This window comes from Spiribacter curvatus (genome assembly GCF_000485905.1).
In the GTDB taxonomy this organism is placed as follows: Bacteria; Pseudomonadota; Gammaproteobacteria; order Nitrococcales; family Nitrococcaceae; genus Spiribacter; species Spiribacter curvatus.
In genome coordinates this window covers 1,149,236-1,172,869 of record NC_022664.1, presented here as the reverse complement: position 1 = coordinate 1,172,869, position 23,634 = coordinate 1,149,236, and the positions used below count along the sequence as shown (strand labels likewise).

Genomic DNA, 23,634 nt, shown 5'->3' with positions numbered 1-23,634 from the left:
GCCGCATTATGCGCGCGGATGGGCGATCACTGCACCTGAGCGTGCACGGGTCGCGGCGGTGTAGAGTAGTTCGGCGCGGGTCTGCGCCGGTCCGCTGGTGGGCAGCACCACCAACACATGGTCGAACTCCGAGCCCTGGGATTTGTGAACAGTCATCGCGAATACACTCTCGACGGCATCCAGTCGGCTGGGCAGCAACAGCCGGACGCTGTGATCGGCGAGCTCGAATGCCACCCGCAGTCTGGACGCCGTCTCTCCCGGCAGTCGAGTGGACAGGCAGATCCCGACATCGCCATTCATCAGTCCCAGCTCGTAGTCGTTGCGGGTGATCATAACGGGTCGGCCCTCGAACCAGCCGGTGGCTCGATCGATCAGCCCTTCGTGCTGCAGTCGCGCGGCAATGCGCTCGTTCAGACGGGCGACACCGAGCGGTCCATGGCGGATGGTCGCGAGCACCTGAAACCGCGTGAATGACCGCAGTACGATGCGCGCCCACTCGGTGATGGCATCGCGATCATCACCCAATGGCCGTGACTGCCTGAGTGCGGCCAGGTAGGGCTGATAGCCCCCGGTCGCCGCTGTCTCAATCGCCGAATCACTGTCATGGGTGAGGGGCAGTCGCTGGATATCCGGGTCTGGCCCGTCCAGTAGGGCCGCGGCGTGAGCCTGATCACCGCTGCGCACCGACTCGGCAAAGGCACCGATGCCGCTGTCGGCACTGAACCGCCGGCTTTCGCGGAGTTTGACGATGTGCTGCTGCAGCGCGGTCCCGGCGCCCTGCCAGGCGGCGATGTCGTCGCCGGCCATTGTCCGTACCCAGTCGATGGTTGCCGTGGTGTAGTGGCCGGCATCGGCCCCAGCGCAGAGTTCGCCGAGCACCGCGCCGGCTTCCACTGATGCCAGCTGGTCCTTATCGCCCAGCAGTACCAGCCGGGTCTCGGGGCGAAGCGCATCGAGCAGACGTGCGGTCAATTCCTGATCGATCATTGAGGCCTCGTCGACCACCACCAGATCAGCGTGCAGCGGGTCATGGCGATCATGGCGGAAGAGCCGGCTGCCCGGGCGCGGGCCGAGCAGACGATGCAGCGTGCTGACGCTGCGCGGAATCGCATCGCGGACCGATCCGGGCAGCGGCAGGGCATCGATCTCGGCACTGATCGACTCCCCCAGACGGGCGGCAGCTTTGCCCGTGGGTGCAGCCAACCGAATCCGCAGCGGCTTTCCGGGATGGCTATCCATGCGCTGTGACTGCAGTAATCCCAGCAGTCGCAGGACGGTGCGGGTCTTGCCCGTGCCCGGGCCGCCGGTAATGAGGGTGAACCGCGATCGGGTGGCCAGCGCGCAGGCGACACGCTGCCAGTCGGGATCGCGACCCGCCGGCGGGAAGAGGGTATCGAGGCGTTGGCGGAGGGCGGGGATCGCTGCCGTCTGGTCCTGCAATCGCTCGGTCAGGACCCGCTCGATGAGCTGCTCGTTCGCCCAGTAGCGACGCAGGTAGAGTGTGTCGCCATGCCGGACAAGGGGTGTGGTCAGCCGGGACTCAGTGCGACGGCTGTCAATGGTCTCCACCGCCGGGGAGCCAGCCAGCCGGTCGCGGACGGCATCAAGGTTGAGTCCGTCGAGCCAGTCGATCGGTGTTTCTATGCCTGGCGTCTGGGGCGGCGGGTCGCTCCAGAGCGTCAGTGGTTCACGGATGGCCTGGTCCAGCGCGAGCCGTGTGTGGCCATCGCCAACGATATGGCTTGTGAGTGCGGCGAGGATGAGGACCGTCTCATCCGTCTCGCCCCCCTGTTCAGCGAGCAGGGCGGCGAACGCTGCATCGATGCCGCGCAGCCAGTCATCCGTGAGCCATCGCTGGAGACGGTCAGGCAGGGTTGGGGCACGAAGCAGTGCGGCGTCAGGCATGATCGACTTCCTCGCTGAAAAGGGCATCCAGCTCCTCCACCAGCGCGCGGTCAGGACGCTCGGCATGGAGGCCGCCGCCGCTATGGCCGATCCCACGCAGGAAAAAGCAGACCGCGCCACCGACATGGGTGTCGTAGTCGTAATCCGGCCCTAGACGGGCACGCAGCAAACGATGGAGGGCGAGCAGGTAGAGGGCGTACTGGGCGTCATAGCGTTTGTCCATAACCGCTTGCCGGAGCGTTGCGGAGTCGTAGTGCATGTTGGACGGACCGAGGGCATTGGATTTGTAGTCGATCACCCAGTACCGGCCTTCATGGCGGATGACCAGGTCGATATAGCCTTTCACCATCCCGTTGAGGTCGCTTTCGCCCAGGCCCGGCCGACTCGCGCCGTCAAGGGTGTAGCGGCGGATAATGGCATCGATGCGACTCGCCCGGACGCGGCCCACTGAAATCAGGAATTCAAGCTCGGCAATGAACGCGTCCCCCGGCAGCGCGTTGAGCCGTATGGGTGTGGCGTTCGGCAGGGGCAGTGGCGTCTCGACGAGGGTTGCCAGCCAGTCACGCAGGAGCGGAGCCCAGTCGCGCCAGCGCTGCCCACGTAGGCCGCGCTCGACGATCTGCCTGAAAACCGTCTCATCACTCGCCGGGAACTGACGGTTGGCGAGTGCCTCGAGCAGGTAATGGATGAGGGTGCCCGTCGCGGGACCGGCGGGGATGGCATGCAGCGCGTCGGTGGCCGTCTCGCTGCGCGCGGCCGGTGCCTGGGTTGTCTGTTGACTCTCCTCGGCAAGGATGTCGGCCTGTGCCGTACCGGGGATAGCGGCACGCGGTCCATCCTCGAGGAGGGCGCTATAGCTTGCGATCCACCAGCGCTCTGCGCCAGGCGCCCGGGCGGTGTAGGTCCGGGCAACGGCCATCGCGGGCGGCGTGGTGGCAACCCGTGCCGTGCCATCCGATGGGGTGGGGCGCTCGACCGGCTCGCGGATGATCGCCGGACTGCGATTGGCGAGCGCCGTGAGAAGTGGACCCAGATCGGCCGCGGTCGCATCGCTCGGGCAGCCGATCAATCGGCCAATCGCGGATTCCTGCAAGTGAATCCCCGATCCCTTGGTTTTCCCAGCCTGCCGGATCGGTGCAAGACCCAGCCAGCAGGCATGCACCGCGCGGGTGACGGCGACGTAGAGCAGGCGCATGTCTTCCGCCTGCTGGCGGTCACGTGCGGCTTGCGTGTCTGCCTCGGTTGCCTTGAAGGCGATGACCGAGTCGTCACCGTTCTCGCGGATCAGCGGGGGAGCAGCCCTCGCGGGGCGATAGCTGCAGATGAACGGCAGAAAAACCAGTGGGTATTCGAGGCCCTTGGATTTGTGGATGGTGATCACCTTGATCAGCGCTGCATCGCTTTCCAGGCGCAGGATACGGTCGTCGGCCGGGGTATCTCCCTCGCGCTGCATTTCCTCATCGAGCCAGCGCACCAGACCCGCCGGCCCGTCCAGCGTAGCGGCGGTCTCCTGCAGGAGCTCACTGATCTGCAACAGGTTGCTCAGTGCCCGTTCTCCGCCGGGGCGCATGAGGAGTCGATGCGCGAGCGCATGGTCATGAATGAGCTGGCGCAGGGCGGGCAGGACGCCGCGGCGCCGCCAGCGATCGGCGTAGTCGCGGAACTGCTCGAGGACGGCCTCCCAGCGCGCGTCGTCGCTGAAAAGCCCATCCAGGGTGGCCCAGTCATAGGCGAGGCTGGCGGTGCCCACCGCGGTCCGCACGCGACGCTCCGATTCCGGCTCGGCCATGGCCTGTAGCCAACGAAGCACGTCACCGGCCTCGACGGTCTGTAGGACGTTGTCCCGATCCGATAGATAGACCGAGGCCAACCCGTGCTCGCGCAGTGCCGCGCGAATGAGCCCGGCCTCCTCGCCGGTGCGCACAAGGATGGCGATATCCGCTGGACGGACCGGTCGCTGATCGGCGCCATTGCCGAACCCGGCCTTACCCTCCTGCGCCTGATCGAGGAGCCGACGGATTCGCCGTGCGCCGATGGTCGCCATCTGTCGGCGGTAGTCGGCCATGGGCAGACCCTCGGGCGCCTCGTCGCCGGCCTGCAGCTGCCAGAGCGTCATCCCCGGTGCCGGTTGGCCGTCGATGGACAGTGTCTCGCTGCGGCCGTTCGCGCTGACCCGCTGGAAGTCGATGGCATCAGGCTGGAATGGCTCGGAACCCAGCGGGGATTGCCCGAATAGCGTATTGACCGCATCGACCATGCTCCTCGCGGAGCGGAAGTTGCGGGCAAGGGTATAACGCCGGGTCTCGGGAATGCGCCACGCCGCCTGCAGATAGGTCGCGAGGTCTGCACCGCGAAAGCTGTAGATCGCCTGCTTCGGATCGCCAATCAGGACCAGACCCGCGTCGGCATCCGGCGGGTAGATGGCCTGCAGGATTCGGTACTGGATCGGGTCGGTGTCCTGGAATTCATCCACCAGCGCCACTGGGAACTGATAACGGATGACCGAGGCCAGGCGCTCGCCGGCTTCGGGTTGCCGGAGCGCATCGCGCAGCCGGGTGAGCATATCGTTGAACCCGATGACGCCGCGCTGACGCCGTGTCGCCACAATCCGCCGTGCGACCCACTGCGCGGCATGCGCGTAGAACGGACCGGCGGTTTCGGCCAGTGCCGCCTGTGCTTCGCCCAGCTCGTCAGCGGCCAGCGCGATGGGGTGTTCGGCCAGCGCCTCCGGCAATGTATTGCCTTTCGTGACGCCTTTTTCGAGCGTCGCGCGCGCGATCTTGGCCGGATCGATCTCGGGCAGTCGCTGGGCCGGATTGCGCCGCCATGCCTCGAGAGCGGGCCTGAGGGCGTTCATCCAGGTTTTAGGGACAGGGTTTTTGCTGGCGGCGAGACGTTTGCTCGCCCAGGCCTCGGCGAGCGCCTCGTCAAAGCCCTCAAGATCGGCGTGGACGGCGGTTCGTAGTGACTCGATCGCCTGTGCCTGCCGTGCCGCCTGGCGCTCGATGACCGGGCCGGGGGGCTGTGAGGCGTCGACGCCCAGTTGCTCACTGCTGGCGAGCAGGGGCTTGAGGGTGTGGGCGAAACGCTTGATTGAGGGCTTCGCTCCATCCCCCCTGCCGCTCAGCGTCGCCCCCAGCGCCGCCAGCGCGTCGTCACTGAGTGGGTAAATCGTCTCTCGCCAGTAGTCTTCAATCGCCTCGCGGGTGATCAGGCCCTCATCATCGCTGAGCTCGAGGGCGAAAGGGTTGCCGGCGTCAAACGCATGCTGCTGGAGCATGCGGTGGCAGAAGCTGTGGATGGTGTAGATCGCCGCCTCGTCCATCCAGTCCGCCGCCGCGCGAAGATGATCGGCGTGGCGCTGCCTCGTCTCGGTGTCAGGATAGGCATCCAGCAGTCCGGTCAGGATGGAATCATCAGGATCGGGATCGCGGGCACCGACGAAGCAGCGCGCCGCCTCGGCAAGGCGCGCCCGAATCCGGTCGCGGAGTTCCCGGGTGGCATCGCGCGTAAACGTCATCACCAGGATCTCGGGCGGGAGCATCGGCCGCCGCTCTGGGTCAGTGGGATCATGGCCAAGGACGAGGCGTAGATAGAGCGCCGCGAGGGTGAAGGTCTTCCCGGTGCCGGCACTCGCCTCAATGAGCTGCTGCCCGTTGAGTGGGGTGGCCAGCACGTCAAGCGGTTGCGGATCGCTCACGATTCGTCCTCCTGCGAGAGCTGCTCGATGAGCGGTTGATAGAGTCGGTGAGCCCAGTGAGCGAGTAGGGGCCCCTTATCCGTCTGCGCTTCAAAAAGCGCCGCGGCGGTGGGAAAGCAACGCCGCAATGCGCCACTCCCCGCGTATTCGACCTCGCCGGTCTGGTGACCCGAGCCCTCGTAGTACGGTCGGGCGGCCTCCGCTGTCAGCGGCTTATCGGGATGTTCGCGAAGCAGCTTGAAGACCGTCCTGACGGGCAGCGGCAGGGGGCGTTCCAGTCCCGCATGCCAGCCCGCGAGTATGGCATCGAGGTGCGCCGCCGCGGTTGGGGCAGAGAGCGCCGGCAGCCGATGCTCGGCGTCGTGAGCAACGATGGTCGTCGGGCAGTACAGTCCACTGGCATTGACCGCCAGATGATGGAGCCAGTCATTGAGCAGGCGGGGATCGTGGGGGCGTTTATCCTTGAGCGTATCACCGGCCTTGAGGACCAGCCGCCGCCACTCCCCGTCCAGTCGGTAGAGATCAGTCGTCCAGTCCTCGATCATGAACCGCTGACCGCCGACGCAGCGTTCGAGACGCAGTTCCTGCGGTGGCTCACGCTGCGGATCTCTGGCCTGCCACGCCTGCCAGCGCTGGCCGGCTCGCAGGGCCTCGGCAATGGACCGATCCAGGGCAAGCCGACCCACTCCGGCCACGGGTAGCTGACCGCTGCGCTCGAGTCGGGCACCGGCGGCTTCAACAGCGGCCTGTGGATCTGCGCTTGCGGCGCCCTGACGCAGCGGGGTCAACAGGGCCTCGCGCACGCGGTGAGCCGCCAGCCCGGAAAGCTCGAAGGGCTCGCTTTCGGGGGTGGCATCACGCGTCTCATCGAAACGCAGCTTGAGGCGCTCGCCGATGAAATGCCGCGCGGCATCGGTGAGGAAGGCATGCAGATCGGCGAGGCCGACAGACTGGGGGTCATCAAGGTCGGGTTCCGCCAATGCCGCATCAGCGCTGTTGGGGGGTTCTCCGCACTGCCACTCGGTGGCGTAGGTGAAGTGCTCGCCGGCGCCGTCATAGATCGCACTGAAAGGCTGCAAGGGGTGATCCACCGTCAATCGATGAGTGGTGCTCTCCATCTGGTTGATTGGATCAGTGACCCGCCAGCCCCGGTCGAGATGGTCGCGCAGCTGGTTGACCAGTACCGATGGCGGCTGCTCGCTGTCATCGCGCGGATTCCGCCCGATCCAGCTAATGTGCAGATGCTCGCGCGTGGCGAGCAGTGCTTCGAGGAATAGATAGCGATCGTCCTCGCGTCCTGAGCGGTCGCCGGGCCGATATTGCCCCTTCATGGCCATCAGATCGAAATCCACCGGCGGTTGAGTGCGCGGGTAATCGCCATCGTTCATCCCCAGTAGGCAGACCTGCCGGAAGGGGATGCTGCGCATGGGCATCATGGTGCAGATGTTGACACGACCGGCGAGGAAGCGCTGTGCGGGTCCCTCATCCTCGAGGGCGTCAAGCCAGGCATCGCGGGCGACCGACAGCGGAATGGCCGCGTCGAAACCGGCCTCCTCGCAGGCGTTCAGCCACTCGTTGAGGGCCTCGTTGATCCGCGCCTCCAGTGCCAGCTCGTCATTGCCGCGCAGCTCGAAACAATCCGCAAGCAGCGTTTCCACCCGTCGCACCCAGTCCACCGGGCGGCCTGGCTGACTGAGGGCGTCAAGCTGGGCCTCGAGGGTGTCGAGCAACGCGCGGAGTGGTCCGAGGAGCGCGGCATCGAGACTGCCCACCTCGGGGTAGGGCTCGATCCCCTGCCAGGCCTCGCCGGTGCCGACCGCATAGCCCAGTAGCAGTCGGCGTAGCCCGAAACGCCAGCTGTTCTGCTCGAATCCGCTGTCGAGGTCGAGGTGCTGGCGCTGATTGCTGTCGAGCCCCCAGCGGACCCCGGCGTCCCGACACCACTCACGTAACACCACTCGATCGTCCTCACTGAGGCCGAACCGGCGCCGAAAGGCCGCCACTTCCAGCAGGTCGAGCACGTCCCCCAGCGTCAGCCGAGCGTTAGGCAGATCGGTGAGTCGCTCAAGCGCCGTTGCCACCGGCGCCTCGCTGCGGCTGCGACGATCGCCGATGGTATAGGGGATGTAGCGCGGGTCGTGCGGCTCGAGGGTGCCGAATACGGCCTCCACAGCCGGTGCGTAGGCATCCACATCGGGCACCATGACGAGGATATCCCGCGGGCGCAGGGGGTGACCGGCGTCGTCGGCACGCTGAAAGGCGTCGAGCAGCCGGTCGTGGAGGACCTCAACCTCGCGCTGGCGGCTGTGCGCCCGGTGGAAGCGGATCGATCCATCGGCCGATAACGGCCGTTCAGCGCCTGGCTGCGGTAGCGGGGTGAGATCGAAGATGTCCTGCTGGATCTGCTGGAGCAGCGGATGCTGGGAAATCGCGGTCGTATCGTTGATGGGCGGCTCGAAGGCATCGATGGATTGAAACCAGTCCCGGTAGTGGTCGGGGTCATCGATCTCGTTCAGCAGGGCGATGAAATCGCGGCCCTGTTTGCCCCAGGCGGCCAGCAGCGGCTGACCCGGCGTGCCGAAGTGGCGCTGGTGACGGCGCTGATCGAGCTTGAGCAGCTCCCGGTCCTCGACCAGATCAGCCCAGAAATAACCCGATGGATTCTGCACCAGTTGCAGGATCTGGCAGTGCTGGGAGAGGGCATAGAGCGCATCCAGTACTGGGCGTGGCATGGAGGTGACGCCGAATACGGTGATGCGCCGCGGCAGGGCCGGAAAAGCTCCCGGTTCAGCGGTTTTGAGGGCGTCGATGAACCGCTCCTGAATCCCCGGCCGCGACAGTCGCCGGGCATCGGGGCCGACGTCGCGATGGATGGCACGCCACAGCGCCGCCTGCCAGCGCAGCGTTGCGCCAAGCGGTGCGATCCGGTGGCGCGCATCACGCACCGTGTCATGGCCATCCAGCCAGTCGGCCAGCCAGTCAGGCCGATAGACCTGATACTGATCATAGAGGTCGGCCAGGCGGCCTGAGAGCTGATAGCGCTTACGCTGATCGATGTCATCGTCGAGGTAGTCACCGAGTGGCGCAAAGGTTTCGGGATCGACGCTGAGCTGATCGGGAATGAGTCGATGGATTCGCCATTTCAGGCGGGTTTTGTCGAATGGCGAGGTTTCGGGGACCTCACTGGCCCCCAGCACCGTCCGATAGGCCTGCCAGAGAAAGGACTGCGGCAGGACAAAGCGCTGGGCAGCGGCGATGCCGCTGCCGCCGCCGATATCGGCGGGGGGGGAAGGGATGTTTGAGCACTGCGCCATGCCGTTGGACTGTACCAGGAAGGTTTCCTGCTCGAGCGGCTCAGGGGGATGCGCATGCAGGTGACTGACGATGATGTCGCGCTGTGTCTCCAGCCGATTGGCATGGATGGCGGCGAACCCGGGCGTAAATGTCTCTGTCATGCAATCGCATTCCCTGCGGGGTGATCGAATGATAAAAGCTTAAAGCGCCTGCGCGACAGACGCTGACGGAGTGAACCGCCGTTGGTGAGCCGGAAAAGCGGTGCAGGCAGGCCGATGCTCATAAGATGGATTGTACGGATCGTTACAGGGATGCGCGCGACCCGGGATGCGAATCCGCGCACTGATCCGCATAATGACAGGGTTTTCACCGACTGATCAGTCATGCACCGCGTACCCACGACAACCCACACCACCGAGATCACCCTCAAGCGGAGTCGGTTCATCGCCGTTGCAGCGCCCGCAGCCGACCGCGAGGCAGCGCTTGCCGCGGTCGAGGCAGCGCGGCTCGGGCATCCGGCGGCACAACATCATTGTTGGGCCTGGCAGGGACGCAACAGTGCGGCGTCAAGCGATGATGGCGAGCCGAGTGGTACGGCGGGGAGACCGATACTGGGCGTCATCGGTCATAAGGACCTGGTCGATGTCGCCGTCGTTGTGACCCGCTATTTTGGCGGTATCAAGCTTGGCGCGGGTGGCCTCGTGAGGGCGTATGCGGGGGCCGCAGAGGCGGTTCTGTCGGCGTTGCCGAGCGGTATTGAGCAGCCGATGGTGGAGCGCTCACTGAGCATGGCATTTGCCGACGAGCAGCCGCTGCGTCACTGGCTGTCCGGCGAGCCGGCGGCCGATCTTCGGGCGATCGATTACGGCGAGGCGGTCACCGTAACGCTGAGGCTGCCCGAGACTGCATTGACTGAGTTCGAGGCATGGTGCGGCGCACGTGGCCTGTGTTGTCATTGCGCGGATTGATTCCTGGCAAGAGTGATTCATTGGCCGACGACAGCGCCTCGACCGATCCTGACCACATGCTGCCTTACTATGTCTATGAGCTCCGTGATCCACGCGACAACGGGGTGTTCTATGTCGGTAAGGGCACACGTGACCGCGTGGATTACCACGATGAGGGCGACGAGAGCGATAAGCAGCGCCGCATCGCGGCGATCAAGGCGTCGGGCTATGACGTCACCCGCGTGGTGATCGCCCGTTTCGAGACCGAGGCTGAAGCCTTCGCCGTGGAAACGGTGCTGATTAAGTGGAACTACGGCTTCGATCAGCTCACGAACGCCATCCACGGTCATCGCGCCAGCTTTGTGCGGCCAGCCACCGAATGGCGGCAACAGGTCTACACCACAATGCCGGGAATTGATGTCGAGCGCGTGCCTGCCGGGCTGCGGGATGGCACCTACACGCAGAATCAGCGCGACCAGATTCTTGATAACGGCATTGTCGAAAAACTCTGGGCGATCCACGACTATCTGCGTGGAGCTTTCGGCGACGATCGGCGTCATCACACCCACGAACCGGATCTGAGCGTCGCGCAGGATCCGCATGTACTGGTCAGTGGGTTCAGTACGGCGCTAAGGCTCATGATCCGCCTGCCGCTGAACGGCCGATCAATGCGGCTGCAGGCGATTCCGGCCCGCGGTGGCAGTCGCCAGGCGATGACAGAGGCAATGCAGCGAATCGATTCGACCTGCGCGATCAACAGCGGCACGTGTTATCGCTGCTACGCGCCGATCGGCCGTTCGTTAAGCCCCGAGATTGATCGCAAGGGGCAGCTCCCGATTGACGACCTGGTTGGGCTTGTCCGGGCAATCCGCCGGGTCACTGATCGGCTTCAGCGCCCAGTCGGTCAGCCAGCCCCTGGCCAGCCGCCGGCTTGAGTCAGTCCAGCCGCCAGCCCAGAGCGGGATGTGCCGGTTGATAGCATCATCATCATCAAAATCCGCGTCTGCCGCGCAGTGAGCGCTCCCGCGGGCAGGGCGCCCACGGCGATGATGGAGTCGAGACTGCCGGCGTACTCATACACCGCTCCGACAGGGCCCGATCCGGTGCTTGATGTCACAGCAATCGGGATGCCCGCGTCGCTGGCGCGCTCGATGACCGGCACCCAGTCAGGCGGTACCTGACCACGACCCAGGGCATCGATCACAAGCCCGCTGGCGCCATCGGCCACCGCCGCGTCGATCAGGCAGGCACTGCTCGCTGCCGCGGTCAGGATGTCAACGCGAGGCATGACTGTGCCCCGTGGAACGGGCTCGGCGGGACAGGCACGGAGTGCATAATTCAGCGCTGACCCATCGATCTGCCCGATTGGACCGAAGCCCGGCGATCCAAAGCCTTTCAGCCGATAGCTGCTCAGCTTTCGGACCAGCGCCGCGCTATGGATTTCTTCATCGAACACCACCAGCACGCCCTGTCCACAGGATTCGGGCGCACCCGCCACCCGGACCGCGTCCACCAGGTTCCGCGGGGCATCTGAGCCTGCCTCATGCAGGGCGCGTTGCGAGCCGGTCACGACCACGGGTCGGCGGCAGTCGCCGAGTGCCTGCTGAAGGAACCAGGCCGTCTCCTCGAGGGTGTCGGTACCATGGGTGATGACGATCCCTGCTGTCTCCGGTGTCTCCAGACTGGCCTCGCAACGGTCAGCGATGGCGCACATATCCTCGATCCCAATGGCGTTGCTGGGTTTCTGGAGCAGTGACTCGCTCCGGACGGCCTGTTCATCACCCATTGCTGTGCCGACCTGTGCGAGCAGGTGGTCAGCGCTGAGCGCACCGGCGACGTGACGGCCCTGGTCGCCGGGGGTGCTGGCGATGGTTCCGCCGGTGGTGAGTAGGTGGATCATGCAGTCGTCCGTTCCATTGGTGATGCGGGTTGGTGGCAGAGTATAACGCGGGGGATCGATACCGCCGGCACCCGGGCGTAGTCTATCTCCACTGAAACCCGATTCATGGATGGAATCGAGATGACCGATACCCTTTTGCGCCAATGGCTCATGCTCCGTCATATTCCGCGCCAGCCGCGAAAGATAACGGCCCAGGCGCTCCGCGACCGACTCGCTGATCAAGGCTATTCCACCACTGAGCGCACCATCCAGCGTGATCTGCTGCGCCTCTCGGGCGAGCTGTTCGGGCTATTGCTCGATGATCGCTCACGCCCCCATGGCTGGTCCTGGGATCGTGATGCTGGACAGCTCGATATTCCCGGAATGGAGCCGCAGACCGCTCTCGCGTTCAAACTCGCCGAGCATTTCTCTGGCGAGCTCATGGCACCGGCAACGCTGAACGCGCTCGCGCCCTACCTGCGCCAGGCAGCGAATGTGCTCGCGGAAACGCCCAGTCCGGTGCGGACGTGGCCAGACAAGATCCAGGTCGTGCCCCGTGGTCAGACACTAATGGCGCCGGTGATTGATCCGATGATCCTCGAGACCGTTTATGATGCGCTCTTCAATGACTGTCAGCTCGAGGCCCGGTATCGTCGCCGCTACGATGGTGCCCGGCGCGATTACATCCTCCATCCGTTGGGCATCGTCTTCCGCGACGGTGTGGTCTATCTCATCTGCACCCGCGACGGGCGCGATGGGATTGTTCAGATGGCGCTCCACCGCATGGAGTCGGCAGCGTCGGGTCAGGCAGCGGTGGAGCGGCCAGAAGGGTTCGACCTATCGCAATACGTCCAGTCCGGTGGACTGGATTTTCGGCTGTCCGAGGCGCCGCTTGAGCTGGCGTTGCTGCTCGAGCCGCGCACGGCCGTTCACCTCGAGGAAACACCGCTGAGCGAGAGTCAGTCACTCAGCGAGGCTGACGACGGTCGCATCCACCTGACGGCGACCGTCGCTGATACCGCTCAGCTACGGTGGTGGTTGCTCGGACTGGGCGATCAGGTCGAGGTGGTCGGGCCGGATCGGCTTCGTGGCGAAATCGCTGAGTACCTGGCCCAGGCGCTGCGTCAGTACCGCTGATGAGTCATCCGTTCGATGGGATCCCTGGATCAGGTGGCTAGATGGCGCTGGATCTTATCTTGCAGCTCGGCGATATCAACGGGCTTTTTGATGACCGCCTGCATCCCCGACTCGAGACAGCGCTGCGCATCCTCTGCGGTAGCGTTGGCGGTCATGGCAAGGATCGGCAGCGTCTCACCTCGCGCCCGTAGACGGCGTGTAGCTTCCAGGCCGTCCATCACCGGCATCTGCATGTCCATGAGAACCAGGTCGAATCGCTCGTGACCGAGATAGTCAAGGGCCTGCGCGCCGTCCGCCACAACACTGACGTCATGGCCGATGCGCGTCAGCTGCTCGCGGGCCACCATCTGGTTGACGGGATTGTCCTCGACCAGCAGCAAACGTGCATCGAGATCGGCGTTTTCCGACCTCGGTGGCTTGGATCCGGCAACGGGGTCGGTGCGGGGTAACGCTAATCGAAAGCTGAATCGGCTGCCTTTTCCGGGCTGGCTGTCGAGCTCGATGCGGCTGCCCATCGCTTCGACAAGCTCTTCGCTGATGACAAGGCCGAGGCCCGATCCCTGACGTCGCCGGGTCAGTGATTTGTCGACTTGGGAGAAGGGCTGGAACAGCCTGGCCTGAGCCTCGTCACTGATCCCGCAACCGGTGTCGATGACATCGAACCGGATCGCTAGAACATCATCCTGCGACTCGGCATCGACACTCAGCGTGACCCGACCGCTGTCGGTGAACTTAAAGGCATTGTTCAGCAGGTTCATGAGCACCTGGCGCAACCGATCGGGATCGGCGTCAACCGTCCCCAATGCCTCCGGTATATAGCATTCGAAGGCGGCGGAGCGCTCCCGCGCCTGTAACTCATACCCCTGGCAGAGTGTTCGCAGGAAATCATCAAGCGAGAAGGGACGCGGTGCGAGGGAGAGTTTGCCAGCCTGGAGGTGAGAGTAGTCGAGGATGTCGTTGACCACGGTGAACACCGCGTCGGTGCTGGCGCGGAGTGTCTCGAGGTAGCGTCGCGCCCGCGGCGTGTCGGCCACTTCATACTCGAGCAGATTGGTGAGGCCGAAAATGCCGTTGAGCGGCGTGCGAACCTCATGGCTCAACACCGCCATGAAGTCCGTCTTCGCCTGGCTGGCCTCTTCCGCTGCCTGGCGGGCCTGTTCGAGCTGGTCATTGGATGCGCTCAGCGCCGCCTGGCGGGATCGCAGTGATTTCTGCTGCTGACGGAGCTGACGAATGAGAAACAGACCCGCCACCATGGTGAGCGAGGCGAGGCTGAGAACGGCTCTAATCAGCGTCGCCTGTGCTTCCCGGTTCTCCTGGCGCTCACGTCCGAAATGCAGATTGGTTGCCACCACGAGGGTGCCGGTCCCAGCCTGGATCTCGCCCAATGCCTGATTGATCGGATCCCGCATCGATCCCAGCGTCTCGGCAGTCAGTCCGTGGATATCGTCGTCCAGCGCCTTGATGCTCGCAAGCAGGTCGTCAATGTTGTAGTCCCGGAGCTCGATCTGCTGGATCAGCTCGGCTACCTGTCCCGATTCGAGTACGCTGATCCGGCTGTAGAGGATGTCATAAGTCAGCCTGACCTCCGGGAGCGTCTCCGGCGTCGCGTCGAGGAGAGCGATCCGCAGGCTCTTGAGTTCCCGGTCGAGCTGGAAGGTCGCCCAGACCGCATCCTCAATGAGTAGATCATCCAGTGCCTGGAGTTTCAGTAGCGCAAGCGATCCCGCCCCCATCGAGGCCAGGATAAGCAGCCCCACGACCAGAAACGATGATACCCGCCCGGGAATCCACTGCACCCGCGTGATCCTCCTCTAGGGGTCCTCAGGGCACCTGAATACGATTCACCTGCCAGACAGAGCGGGAGATGATCGTTTCCTGGTAGAGCGCCGGATCACTGTCGAACGGATAGATGACGAAGATCGGCCCCCGATCCCTGACGCTCATCCGCTCCCCGTTCTGGTGGGTCGCCAGTATGACGTCATAGGTTGTGAAATCCTCGATGGGGATCTCGGACTCGTAATCATTCAGCGCCTTGGCGATGATGCGCTCACCCTCGGCATCAACGGTGTCAAGGAGTGACCGGATGAGGGGGCCGGTGAAGGTCTGTGTGCCGTCATGCCAGGGTGTGCTGGTTCGGGTGGTGTGGGTCCCGAGTGATTCGAGCATCTCATAGTCGAAAACGGCCTGATCCCCCTGATTGGTGACGCCGATATCGCCGCTGACGGTCAGTATTGGCGTGCCGGTTGGTGGCTCCAGTGCACCTGCGGCGCCGCTTCCGAGACTGAGCAGGATCAGGGCGAGCGCTATCGCCATTGCGCGCCAGTCATTATTCATTCTCAGAACCTTCTGGTTGCGTTTTGGAAGTGGCTGCGTGGCAGACACGATCGATCTCTTCCCTTAATCGCTCCGCTTTGAGCGGTTTGGCGACATACCCTTCCATGCCTTTGGCCGCATAGTAGGTCTGATCGCCGTTCATGGCGTTGGCGGTCAAGGCGATGATCGGGGTTCGGGCCTGTGCGTTGTCCCGTTCCACGGTGCGGATGCGCTGCGTTGCCTCCACACCATCCATCACTGGCATCATAACGTCCATCAGGATGAAGTCGTATCGGCACGCGTGAAAGCGCTCCAGTGCTGCCTCACCGTTGGTCACCGCTTCATACTGGATCGCGTTCCGCTCCAGTAGTTTTTCCGCGAGCATCCGATTGACCGCGTTATCCTCTACCAGCAACGCCTTGAGCCCCGCCAGACGCTGGCTCATTGGCGAGGCTGACGGGTCGTGATCGGTATCGTTTGGATCGGTTTGCCTCAGCAGCGCTTCGATATCGGTAATGGACAGCGGTTTGGTGATTGGCCGTCGCAGCCCGAGCTGATCGGTCTCGGTGGCGATATCGGCGTTCAACTCTGCTGTCACGAGGCGGACAAGCGTGCCTCGCGCCATGGCGCGCTCGATCAGGTTGTGTAGGTCGGTTGATTGATCACCGGCGATCACGCTGGCGTCGAGTATGATCAGGTCAAAGGCCCGGGACTGAGTCGCCTTGGCTCGCAGTATCTTCGATGCCTGCACGTTATCCTGAGCGTCAGTCGCATCCACGCCCAGTATTTCCAGAATCGCCCGCATGAGTTCGCGATCACGGCGGTCGTCGTCGACATACAGGACCTGCTGCTTTGTCCGGGGCAGGGGAGGCTGGCGTACTTCTGTGGTCTCAGGCGCCGCCGCGAGTGGCACAGCGACGCGCATCGTCGTGCCCTCACCGACTCGGCTGTGGGCGGACACAGTCCCACCCATCAACCTTGCCAGCTGACGCGTGATGGCCAGTCCGAGTCCAGTGCCCTCGAACGAGCGATTGCTGGCGTTGTTCGCCTGCTCGAATGTCTCGAAGATATGCGGTAGGCGATCCTCGGGGATACCAACGCCCGTATCGGTCACTGTCAGGATGACCTGCACCCCACGATCGGGCTGGCTGTTGGTTGGATCCCGATCGAGTTCGGCCTCGAGCTGCACATGCCCTCGGTCCGTGAACTTCACGGCGTTGCTGAGCAGGTTGTCTAGGATCTGCTGCATGCGGACAGGGTCGAGCGTGAGATAGCGGGGCAGCTCAGGGTCGAGCGAGCTGTAGAGACGGACGCCTTTGCTCATCGCCCTTGGTGTCTGTGCCTTGAGTATCTGCGCGATGAAGGCGGGAAAATCACGGACCGTCGGCTGCAGCTCAAGCTTGCCGGCCTCGATCTTGGAGATATCGAGCAGAAGGTTGATGATCTCGAGCAGGTGTGTGGCGCTGTTCTGCGCCAGGTCAATGTACTGCTGCTGATAGGTCTGAAGGGTCGTCTCGGAGAGAAGGTCGAGCATTCCGAGGACGCCGTTCATCGGTGTCCGGATCTCGTGACTCATTTTCGCGAGAAACTGACTTTTGGCGCGGTTCGCGGCCTCCGCCTGATGGATCTGGTGCTGCAGCTCGCTTTCATAGAGGCAGGCGCGGGCCGCGTTGGCGAGCTTATCCATCAGCCGCGCCAGCGACATGAAAAGACTATGCGTGAAGCCCGTCCCGCGGCGGCGCAACAGAAGGACGCCGAAATTCGGGAGCCCAAAGACATAGTCTTCCCCGTCGCCGGATTCATTCCCGACGCGGGCCGGTAGCCCGTCGTAGAACACATCCAGGGCGCTGTCTGTCGCCGGCAGGTCGATCCGGTCGATCAGGGACTGGAAATCGGACTGGCGGGTGAGCGTACGTGGCAGGGCGAGAGAGTAGCGCCAGAGAATGGTCGGCGGCCCATCGTCGCCGACCGGCGATTGACGGGTATACTGAAGCACACACCCACTGACGCAGTTGAGCACCCGCAGCATCTTGCGCAGGCTCTCAGTGAGCATCTCATCGAGCTGCAGGCTCTGGCCGATGGCGATTGAGATCTCGTAGAGGAGATCCGACTCGGCGATGGGGCTGGTATGACTGTCGCCGGTGTGACGCATGCTTACTCAAGGACGGCGAAGACGATGCTTTTGTTGAGGAAGTCGAGGTATTCACGGCCGCTGTTAGCGACTTCGCCAAGGGTGAAGGCGCCACAGACCGGGCGGTCACCACCAACGGCGCTCAGCTCCCGATGCAGATCGTCGTCAAGGAAGAGTACCCGTGATATGCAGTCAAAAAGCAGGCTGTGCGCACCCGAGCGGGTGCTGCCCTGCGGCATGACCTGGTCGCGTGCATTGCCGGCGGCCTGAATGAGTGTATTGGTATCACCGTTGAGCAGCCGGATCCGACAGCCGGCCGGTACCTCACCGACACACACCAGCTTGCCTTCCGCGTTCATCATCAGCGGATCGCGAACGACCACCTCTGCGCCGTAGCGAGCGATACCGAGTGGATAGGACTTGGCGATCGAGAAGAAATCGTCCTCAGTGACGATCTGGGCACTGTGTGCATAGACCTCCCGCGCATAAAGGTCAGCCGCGCGCTCCCAGTCAATCGACTTGACGGTGTTGCCGGCGCTCTCGGTGACGGTGAAAGTGTCGCTGATTGGTGTCCAGCCATGACTGACGCCGATCGAACTGGGTAGCGCCAGACGGGCGACCAGGGCCGCATCCTGATGGAGCCCGGCCGGTGTGATGATGCAGGGGCGCCGCTCGAGACTCAACGAACCGGCGCCGCCGCCGATGAAGTTATGCTCAAGACCGAGCCTGAAGAAAAGCCCCTCAATCAGGTCGCTGATCCGCGCCGCAAGGCCGTCAACCACCACGAAGTAGGTGCGATCCGCGTTGTCCTCCGGCCATTGATCGGCGAATTCACCGATGGCTGTCTCAAATGCTGTGTCGGGATTGCTCAGTGCCTCGACCACGCCGACATCGGGGGTGTGCTCCAGACCGATGAGCAGTGTCCCGCGTTCGAGGCTCTCGCTGTCGTAGGCGATTTGTGGGAATACCCCGCCCACCAGCGGCAGGGGTGACTGGCGGATAGCGGCGTTGGCGGCATCCGTCGACCAGACGTTCCCGTCCGCCGCCAGAACAATCGCCGCCTCGATCTCCGGATTTCCGGTGAGTCGATGGACCGCCTCTGTCAGTCCATCAGCGGTGCCGGTGCTGTCAAATGCCAGCCGCATTTCCCCTCCTCGAAGCTTTTTTCTGAAGCAGACTGAAGCAGTGGTCTGCATCCACAGGCTGACTGATGAGAAAGCCCTGGACTTCATCGACATCCAGTGCATCCAGGTAGTCGTGCTGTCGTTCGGTCTCGACACCCTCCGCAATGGTCAGAAGGCCAAGCCCTAGCGCAAGGGAAGTGATCGATCGAATGACCGCACGGTTCCGCCGGTTTTCCGCGACCGACGTGATAAACATGCGATCGATCTTGATTGTATTGATTGGGAACCGCAGCAGATACTCATACGACGCCTGTCCGGTCCCGAAATCGTCCATGGCCAACCGAAATCCGGCGGACCGAAGCTGTTGTAGCGCTCGGAGGGCCGCTTTGGGATTGCGCATCGCCATGTTCTCAGTGATCTCGAGTTCGAGCGCGCCGGGATCAATTCCGTGATGACTGGCGATTTCCATGATTCGCTCAGCGAGATTGTCCTGTTCGAACTGCTTCGCCGAGAGGTTGACGCCCATCGCAACTGTTACACCCGCACGCTGCCAGATCGCCAATTGACGACAGACGCTTTCAATCACCCACTCTCCGACCTCAATGATCAGGCCGTTTTCCTCGAGCATCGGAATGAACTGACCGGGTGAGACGATGCCATGGACAGGGTGGTGCCAGCGCAGGAGCGCCTCAGCGCCGGTGAACTCGCCGCTGGTAAGCGCTTGCTGCAATTGATAGACAAGGAAAAACTGATGATGCGCCAGTGCTTTGCGGATATCGTTTTCGAGACCGAGCAGCCCCGTGTCGTCGAACGCCTCTGTGTCCTGATAGAGAATCACTCGCCGTCGGTCGCGTCGGGCGCGGTTGAATTGCTGCGCGAGCTGCGCATTGCGGATGAGCACGTCCGCGTCGGTGGCATCGTCTGGATAGAGACTGGCACCGGCCGAGAAGTCAGTGAACAACTCCTGTCCTGCGATTGAGTGTGAACGTGCGAGCGGCGCGAGCCATTGGTGATGGCGCTCCATCAGTCGTTCCCGGTCATCGACCGGTGACGCAACAGCGAATGTGTCGGCCTCGAGGCGGGCGATGAGGTCATCGGCGCCGAGGCTCTGTCTGAGCCGCTGCGCGAATGCAGCGACGACCTGGTCGCCGGCCGCAATACCGAGGAGTGCGTTGACCCGAAAAAGCCCGGTGATGTCGATGACGGTGATCGACCAGGCCGTATAAGCGGCATTCGCCACGCGTTCGTTGAACAGGCTTTTAAAAAGCCGGCGGTGAGGCAGATCGGTCAGCTCGTCATGCTCGCTCAGGTAGTACGCCCGATACTCGAACTCACGCAGTGCGGTGACGTCCTGAAACGCGCCGATCAGTGTCGATTTCTCGGTCCTTACCTCGCTTTGCAGCCGAATGATGGCTGGCTGGGCCCCGCCAAGGTGGAGCGTGATCTCCACATCAACGCCCTGGTGATCGGCCGCCGCGGTGTTGAGTGCCTCCTCGAGACGGTAGCTATCATGCCCAGCCGTCAGGCTGATCAGCGCTTCGCGCGTATCGGGCAGGCGGGCGCATCCGAGGATAGCCTCCGCGCCGTCTGACCAGCTCAGCGCCGACGTCGTCAGATCAAGTCGCCAGAAACCGAGCCGCGCCATCCGACAGGCACTGGCCTGTTCCATCTGTGCATCGCGAAGCGCTGTGGCACGCGCCGCTGCGGCAAGGGAGTACTTGACCCGCTCGGCGAGGATCGTGAGGTTCACCGGTTTAGTGATGAAATCGGTGGCGCCGGCGGCGAACGCCCGGTTGATGGAGGTGACGTCGCTCAGGGCGGTTAATACGAGGATGGGCTTATCCTGATTGACGGTCCCCGCACTACCAGCGCGGACCGCTTCGATGAAATCGAACCCGTCACGCTCGGCCAGACTGACGCTTGCAAGAACCAGGTCCGGTGACGCCGAGATGACCTGTTCGATCGCCGTGTCCACATCCGTGGCCAGCACGGTCTGATAGCCCTGCTTGCCGAGTCCCGCTGACGTCATCAGCCGGATTGTTGGATCATCGTCGACGATTAGGATTGTCTGCGCGTCCATCATCGGGTATTCCTGTCATCTTTCACGGGCAGTGTAGACGGTAAACGCATGAATGCCGATGATTTCGACAAAGAGGCGGGTCTGGCTTGCGTCGAGGGCGATGAGGCGCTTTACGAAGCTGTTCTGACCGTCTTCCATCAGCAGATTACCGAGGAGTTCGCCGAGCTCCCGGCGGCGCTCCGTGATGGCCGGGATGCGCCGGTTGCCCGACAGGTACACACCCTCAAGGGATCTGCAGGGTCAGTCGGTGCGAAACGCCTCGAGGCTGCGGCGAGCGCTATCGACCGGCGCCTCAAAGCCGACCAATGGCCTCTGGAGGAAGCTCTGATTGACGAGCTCGATGCTGCCCTGCGATCCGCGGCGGAGTCACTCCGGCCAATGATCTGACCGCCACGCCTGTGTGTGGATGGCACGGGTCAATGCGGCACCGAACAGCACGATGAGCGCCGATCCATAAATCCATAGGAGCAGTACAACCAGCGAGCCGGCGGCCCCGTACGCCGATCCCGGCGCCATGAGCGTGAGATAGCTCGCCATCAATTGGCGGCCCGGCATAAACAGCACTGCGGTCAGAAACCCACCCGGCAGGACATCGCTCCAGCGAAGCCGGACGTCGGGCAGGATACGGAAGATGGCGGCGAACAGGACGGTCATGACCAACAGTGTGGTCGTGGTCTCGAGTTGTGAGAGCAGTACCGCGTTGAAGGGCAGCCAGTCCGAGGCGAAGCGGCCAATCGCGCGCAATACGACGGTCGAGATCAGTGATACCAGCAGGCTCAGACCGAAAAGGCCGACGATGAGAAGCGAAAGCAACCGGTTGCGGATTAACTCCAGCATGCGCCCATGACGGGGTGGCTGGTGGGTAACGTCCCAGATTGCATTCAATGATCGCTTTAGCTGTGCAAAGACCGCTGTCGCTCCCACCGTCATGGCCACCAGTCCAGCGACGGTGGGAATCCAGCCAGCGCGCTCAATACGGGTGTTGGCGACAATCTGACGGGCGGCCTGCGCGGCCTCTGGGCCGATGAACGTCTGTAATCGGGCGACGATGCGGCTCTCCGCGGCCTCGGGCCCGAGTACAACGCCGATGCCCGCGATCACGAAGATCAGGATCGGCGCGAGTGAGAAGAGTGTGTAGAAGGCGAGGGCGCCAGCACTCCCAAGGGCGTTATGGATCTGCCAGAGCCGTCCGGCCTCCACCACCACGCGGATCGTGTTGACGATCAATGTGGGTACCCCTGTCAGGCCTGGCATGTCCGCGCGCATGAACACGAGCGCAACGCCAAGGAAGCCGAGCCATCCGGCATACCAGAGGTTGGTGCCACCGGTGATGATCGCCATACCCAGCAGACCTGCAGCGATCATGTAATAGGCCATTGGGATCAGCGTCTTACGGATGACATCGCCTTCCCGGCCGAGGAGGCCGACGGTGGCCGAGGCTGCGACGACGTTATGGACCGTGACCATGTTGCCACCGGCACCGCCAACCGCCTGCAGCGAGACGACCATCGACGCGCCGAACGAGCCCAGACCGATCTGCTCGGCGGTGGAGATCTGGAAGAACGAGAACATCATGTTGCTGATGGTGTTGCTGCCTGCGAGAAAGGCGCCCAGTCCGCCGACGGTGGGCGCAAACAGCGGCCAGAGTTGCCCGGTCAGCGCGGCGACGCCCTGAGCCAGCATCTCCGGCATGCTCGCCACCCGATCGAGCGTGCCCAGGGCAATACCATTATCGAGTGCCGTCTGAATGGCGGTCACGGTGTCATGGCCATCAGGCGCGGAGTTGATGAACACCTGCACCATCGGCACCGCAAAGATCAGCGCCGATCCAGCCGAGACAATCGTGCGGCCGGCGGTCTTCCAGGCCCGCAGATAACTACCGTGATCCCACATCTGATGCAGGAAATAGGTGATCAGCGAGGTCACCAGCAGGATAAAGCCGGGAAGATACAGCGGCTGCGAGGCGGCCGTGATGCCGGAGCCAAAGACGTTGGGGATGGATAGCGTAACGGCGTCAGCCCGCAGTGCATCGGTGACCGGCGGGATGACGCGGGTCAGCACCAGCAGGACAGCGACAATGATGTAGGGCATCCACGCCTGGAGCTGGGAGAGCGGTTGACTCTCATCCCGCGCTGGCTGGGCCGCTTCCTGCAGCGTGCTGATCCACTCTGGCTGCCAGTGCTCACGGGCCTCGAAATCAAAGGTGTCCCTGGGCAGGAACCAACCGCGCCGCGCCGCGGGGATAACGATGGCCAGTCCGATCAGGCCGCCGAACAGCGCTGGAAATTCCGGTCCCAGCAGCGCGGCGACCGCATAGTAAGGCACCACAAAGACCACACCGGCGAACAGCGCGAAGCGCCATGCCCGCAGCCCCTCGATGAACGAGCGCTTCTCGCCGAAAAAGCGGGTGAGCATGCCGACCATGATCAGTGGGATGAACACTCCGACCAGGGCGTGGAGCATCGCGACCTGCATGCCGATCTGGTCGAGATACTGTGCGTAGGGCGTTCCCGCGGCTTCGACCATGCGATCGGTGACCGACTGGCCGGACAGCCCCGCGTTGACGCCGACGATGATCGGCGTACCGATCGCACCGAACGACACCGGCGTGGACTGGATGATCATGGCCGAGACGACCGCCGCCATGGCCGGGAAACCGAGCGCGACCAGTAACGGTGCGGCGATCGCGGCGGGCGTACCGAACCCGGATGCACCCTCGATCAATGCCCCGAACAGCCAGGCGACGATAATCGCCTGGACGCGCCGATCTGGCGAGATGTCCTCAAAACCCTTCTGGATCACGCTGATCGCACCGCTCTCACGCAGGGTGTAGAGCAGGAGGATGGCGCCAAAGACGATGAACAGAATGTTCAGCGCGGTGACAACGCCGTTGACCGACGCGCCGGCGACGATATTCAGATCGGTGCCCCAGAAACCGAGGGCGACGACCACTGCGACGCCGTAGGCGAGGGGCATGGCATGTTTCGCCGGCCAGCGCAGCATGACAAGGAAAACGGCAACCGTTACCAGGGGTAACAGTGCCATAAGAACGATCAGGCCCAGATTCACGGCGTGTTCTCCTCCGCCAGTCAGTCAGTGTCCGTTTCTACAGCGTCTTCGT

General features: G+C 63.5%; 14 protein-coding genes. 4 read left to right on the top strand and 10 right to left on the bottom strand.

Annotated elements, in window-relative coordinates; translation table 11 throughout:
• Positions 1 to 6 precede the first annotated feature (6 nt).
• The 3 genes from recD to recC are packed head-to-tail and all read right to left on the bottom strand — an operon-like array spanning position 7 to position 9,060.
• Complete coding sequence (gene recD / locus SPICUR_RS05780; RefSeq protein WP_023367006.1) at positions 7 to 1,905, bottom strand: exodeoxyribonuclease V subunit alpha; 1,899 nt, start codon at positions 1,903 to 1,905, stop codon at positions 7 to 9.
• Positions 1,898 to 5,605: an exodeoxyribonuclease V subunit beta gene (recB, locus tag SPICUR_RS05775; protein ID WP_023367004.1), complete on the bottom strand. Its 3,708-nt coding sequence runs from the start codon at positions 5,603 to 5,605 to the stop codon at positions 1,898 to 1,900. The genes recD and recB overlap by 8 nt, the downstream gene beginning before the upstream one ends.
• Positions 5,602 to 9,060, bottom strand: coding sequence for an exodeoxyribonuclease V subunit gamma (recC, locus tag SPICUR_RS05770; protein ID WP_023367002.1), 3,459 nt, complete (start codon positions 9,058 to 9,060; stop codon positions 5,602 to 5,604). The genes recB and recC overlap by 4 nt, the downstream gene beginning before the upstream one ends.
• A 222-nt stretch (positions 9,061 to 9,282) precedes the next feature.
• Here recC and SPICUR_RS05765 point away from each other — a divergent pair, with 222 nt between their 5' ends.
• Together SPICUR_RS05765 and SPICUR_RS09560 are read left to right on the top strand one after the other, a co-directional pair.
• Complete coding sequence (locus SPICUR_RS05765; RefSeq protein WP_023366998.1) at positions 9,283 to 9,867, top strand: IMPACT family protein; 585 nt, start codon at positions 9,283 to 9,285, stop codon at positions 9,865 to 9,867.
• A gap of 20 nt (positions 9,868 to 9,887) precedes the next feature.
• A complete protein-coding gene (locus SPICUR_RS09560) occupies positions 9,888 to 10,781 on the top strand; it encodes a GIY-YIG nuclease family protein (RefSeq protein WP_023366996.1) in 894 nt (297 codons plus the stop codon).
• Here SPICUR_RS09560 and SPICUR_RS05755 read toward each other — a convergent pair.
• A complete protein-coding gene (locus SPICUR_RS05755) occupies positions 10,751 to 11,746 on the bottom strand; it encodes an asparaginase (RefSeq protein ID WP_023366994.1) in 996 nt (331 codons plus the stop codon). The two genes, SPICUR_RS09560 and SPICUR_RS05755, sit on opposite strands and share 31 nt — an antisense overlap.
• Positions 11,747 to 11,866: 120 nt before the next feature.
• On the opposite strand from SPICUR_RS05755, the gene SPICUR_RS05750 reads away from it, so the two are divergent.
• The gene (locus tag SPICUR_RS05750; protein WP_041382330.1) at positions 11,867 to 12,862 is read left to right on the top strand and encodes a helix-turn-helix transcriptional regulator; all 996 of its coding nucleotides are present in this window, start codon (positions 11,867 to 11,869) and stop codon (positions 12,860 to 12,862) included.
• Positions 12,863 to 12,891: 29 nt separating this feature from the next.
• Here the strand turns inward: SPICUR_RS05750 and SPICUR_RS05745 are convergent, their stop codons facing one another.
• Genes SPICUR_RS05745 through SPICUR_RS05725 form a run of 5 tightly spaced genes read right to left on the bottom strand, consistent with a single transcriptional unit; the run spans position 12,892 to position 20,516 of the window.
• A complete protein-coding gene (locus SPICUR_RS05745) occupies positions 12,892 to 14,661 on the bottom strand; it encodes a response regulator (protein ID WP_023366990.1) in 1,770 nt (589 codons plus the stop codon).
• Between the two features lie 25 nt (positions 14,662 to 14,686).
• Positions 14,687 to 15,199 carry a putative pterin-binding protein gene (locus SPICUR_RS05740; protein ID WP_202951824.1) on the bottom strand — a complete coding sequence of 171 codons (513 nt, stop codon included), beginning with the start codon at positions 15,197 to 15,199 and terminating at the stop codon, positions 14,687 to 14,689.
• On the bottom strand, positions 15,192 to 17,330 hold the full coding sequence (locus tag SPICUR_RS05735) for a response regulator (protein ID WP_023366986.1): 2,139 nt from the start codon (positions 17,328 to 17,330) through the stop codon (positions 15,192 to 15,194). Before SPICUR_RS05735 ends, SPICUR_RS05740 begins: the two co-directional genes overlap by 8 nt.
• Before the next feature lie 2 nt (positions 17,331 to 17,332).
• Entirely contained in the window at positions 17,333 to 18,454 is a 1,122-nt protein-coding gene (locus SPICUR_RS05730; protein ID WP_023366984.1) for an FIST signal transduction protein, read from the bottom strand.
• Positions 18,438 to 20,516, bottom strand: coding sequence for an EAL domain-containing response regulator (locus SPICUR_RS05725; RefSeq protein ID WP_023366982.1), 2,079 nt, complete (start codon positions 20,514 to 20,516; stop codon positions 18,438 to 18,440). Before SPICUR_RS05725 ends, SPICUR_RS05730 begins: the two co-directional genes overlap by 17 nt.
• Before the next feature lie 45 nt (positions 20,517 to 20,561).
• On the opposite strand from SPICUR_RS05725, the gene SPICUR_RS05720 reads away from it, so the two are divergent.
• A complete protein-coding gene (locus SPICUR_RS05720) occupies positions 20,562 to 20,900 on the top strand; it encodes an Hpt domain-containing protein (protein ID WP_023366980.1) in 339 nt (112 codons plus the stop codon).
• Here SPICUR_RS05720 and SPICUR_RS05715 read toward each other — a convergent pair.
• Complete coding sequence (locus SPICUR_RS05715; protein ID WP_023366978.1) at positions 20,880 to 23,582, bottom strand: YhjD/YihY/BrkB family envelope integrity protein; 2,703 nt, start codon at positions 23,580 to 23,582, stop codon at positions 20,880 to 20,882. The two genes, SPICUR_RS05720 and SPICUR_RS05715, sit on opposite strands and share 21 nt — an antisense overlap.
• Positions 23,583 to 23,634: the final 52 nt, after the last annotated feature.

Bases quoted from the DNA above. Each gene is read 5' to 3' on its own strand.
- recD (WP_023367006.1), bottom strand. From the start codon at position 1,905: ATGCCTGACGCCGCACTGCTTCGTGCCCCAACCCTGCCTGACCGTCTC.
- recC (WP_023367002.1), bottom strand. From the start codon at position 9,060: ATGACAGAGACATTTACGCCCGGGTTCGCCGCCATCCATGCCAATCGG.
- SPICUR_RS05765 (WP_023366998.1), top strand. From the start codon at position 9,283: ATGCACCGCGTACCCACGACAACCCACACCACCGAGATCACCCTCAAG.
- SPICUR_RS05755 (WP_023366994.1), bottom strand. From the start codon at position 11,746: ATGATCCACCTACTCACCACCGGCGGAACCATCGCCAGCACCCCCGGC.
- SPICUR_RS05750 (WP_041382330.1), top strand. From the start codon at position 11,867: ATGACCGATACCCTTTTGCGCCAATGGCTCATGCTCCGTCATATTCCG.
- SPICUR_RS05740 (WP_202951824.1), bottom strand. From the start codon at position 15,199: ATGAATAATGACTGGCGCGCAATGGCGATAGCGCTCGCCCTGATCCTG.
- SPICUR_RS05735 (WP_023366986.1), bottom strand. From the start codon at position 17,330: ATGCGTCACACCGGCGACAGTCATACCAGCCCCATCGCCGAGTCGGAT.
- SPICUR_RS05730 (WP_023366984.1), bottom strand. From the start codon at position 18,454: ATGCGGCTGGCATTTGACAGCACCGGCACCGCTGATGGACTGACAGAG.
- SPICUR_RS05725 (WP_023366982.1), bottom strand. From the start codon at position 20,516: ATGATGGACGCGCAGACAATCCTAATCGTCGACGATGATCCAACAATC.
- SPICUR_RS05720 (WP_023366980.1), top strand. From the start codon at position 20,562: ATGAATGCCGATGATTTCGACAAAGAGGCGGGTCTGGCTTGCGTCGAG.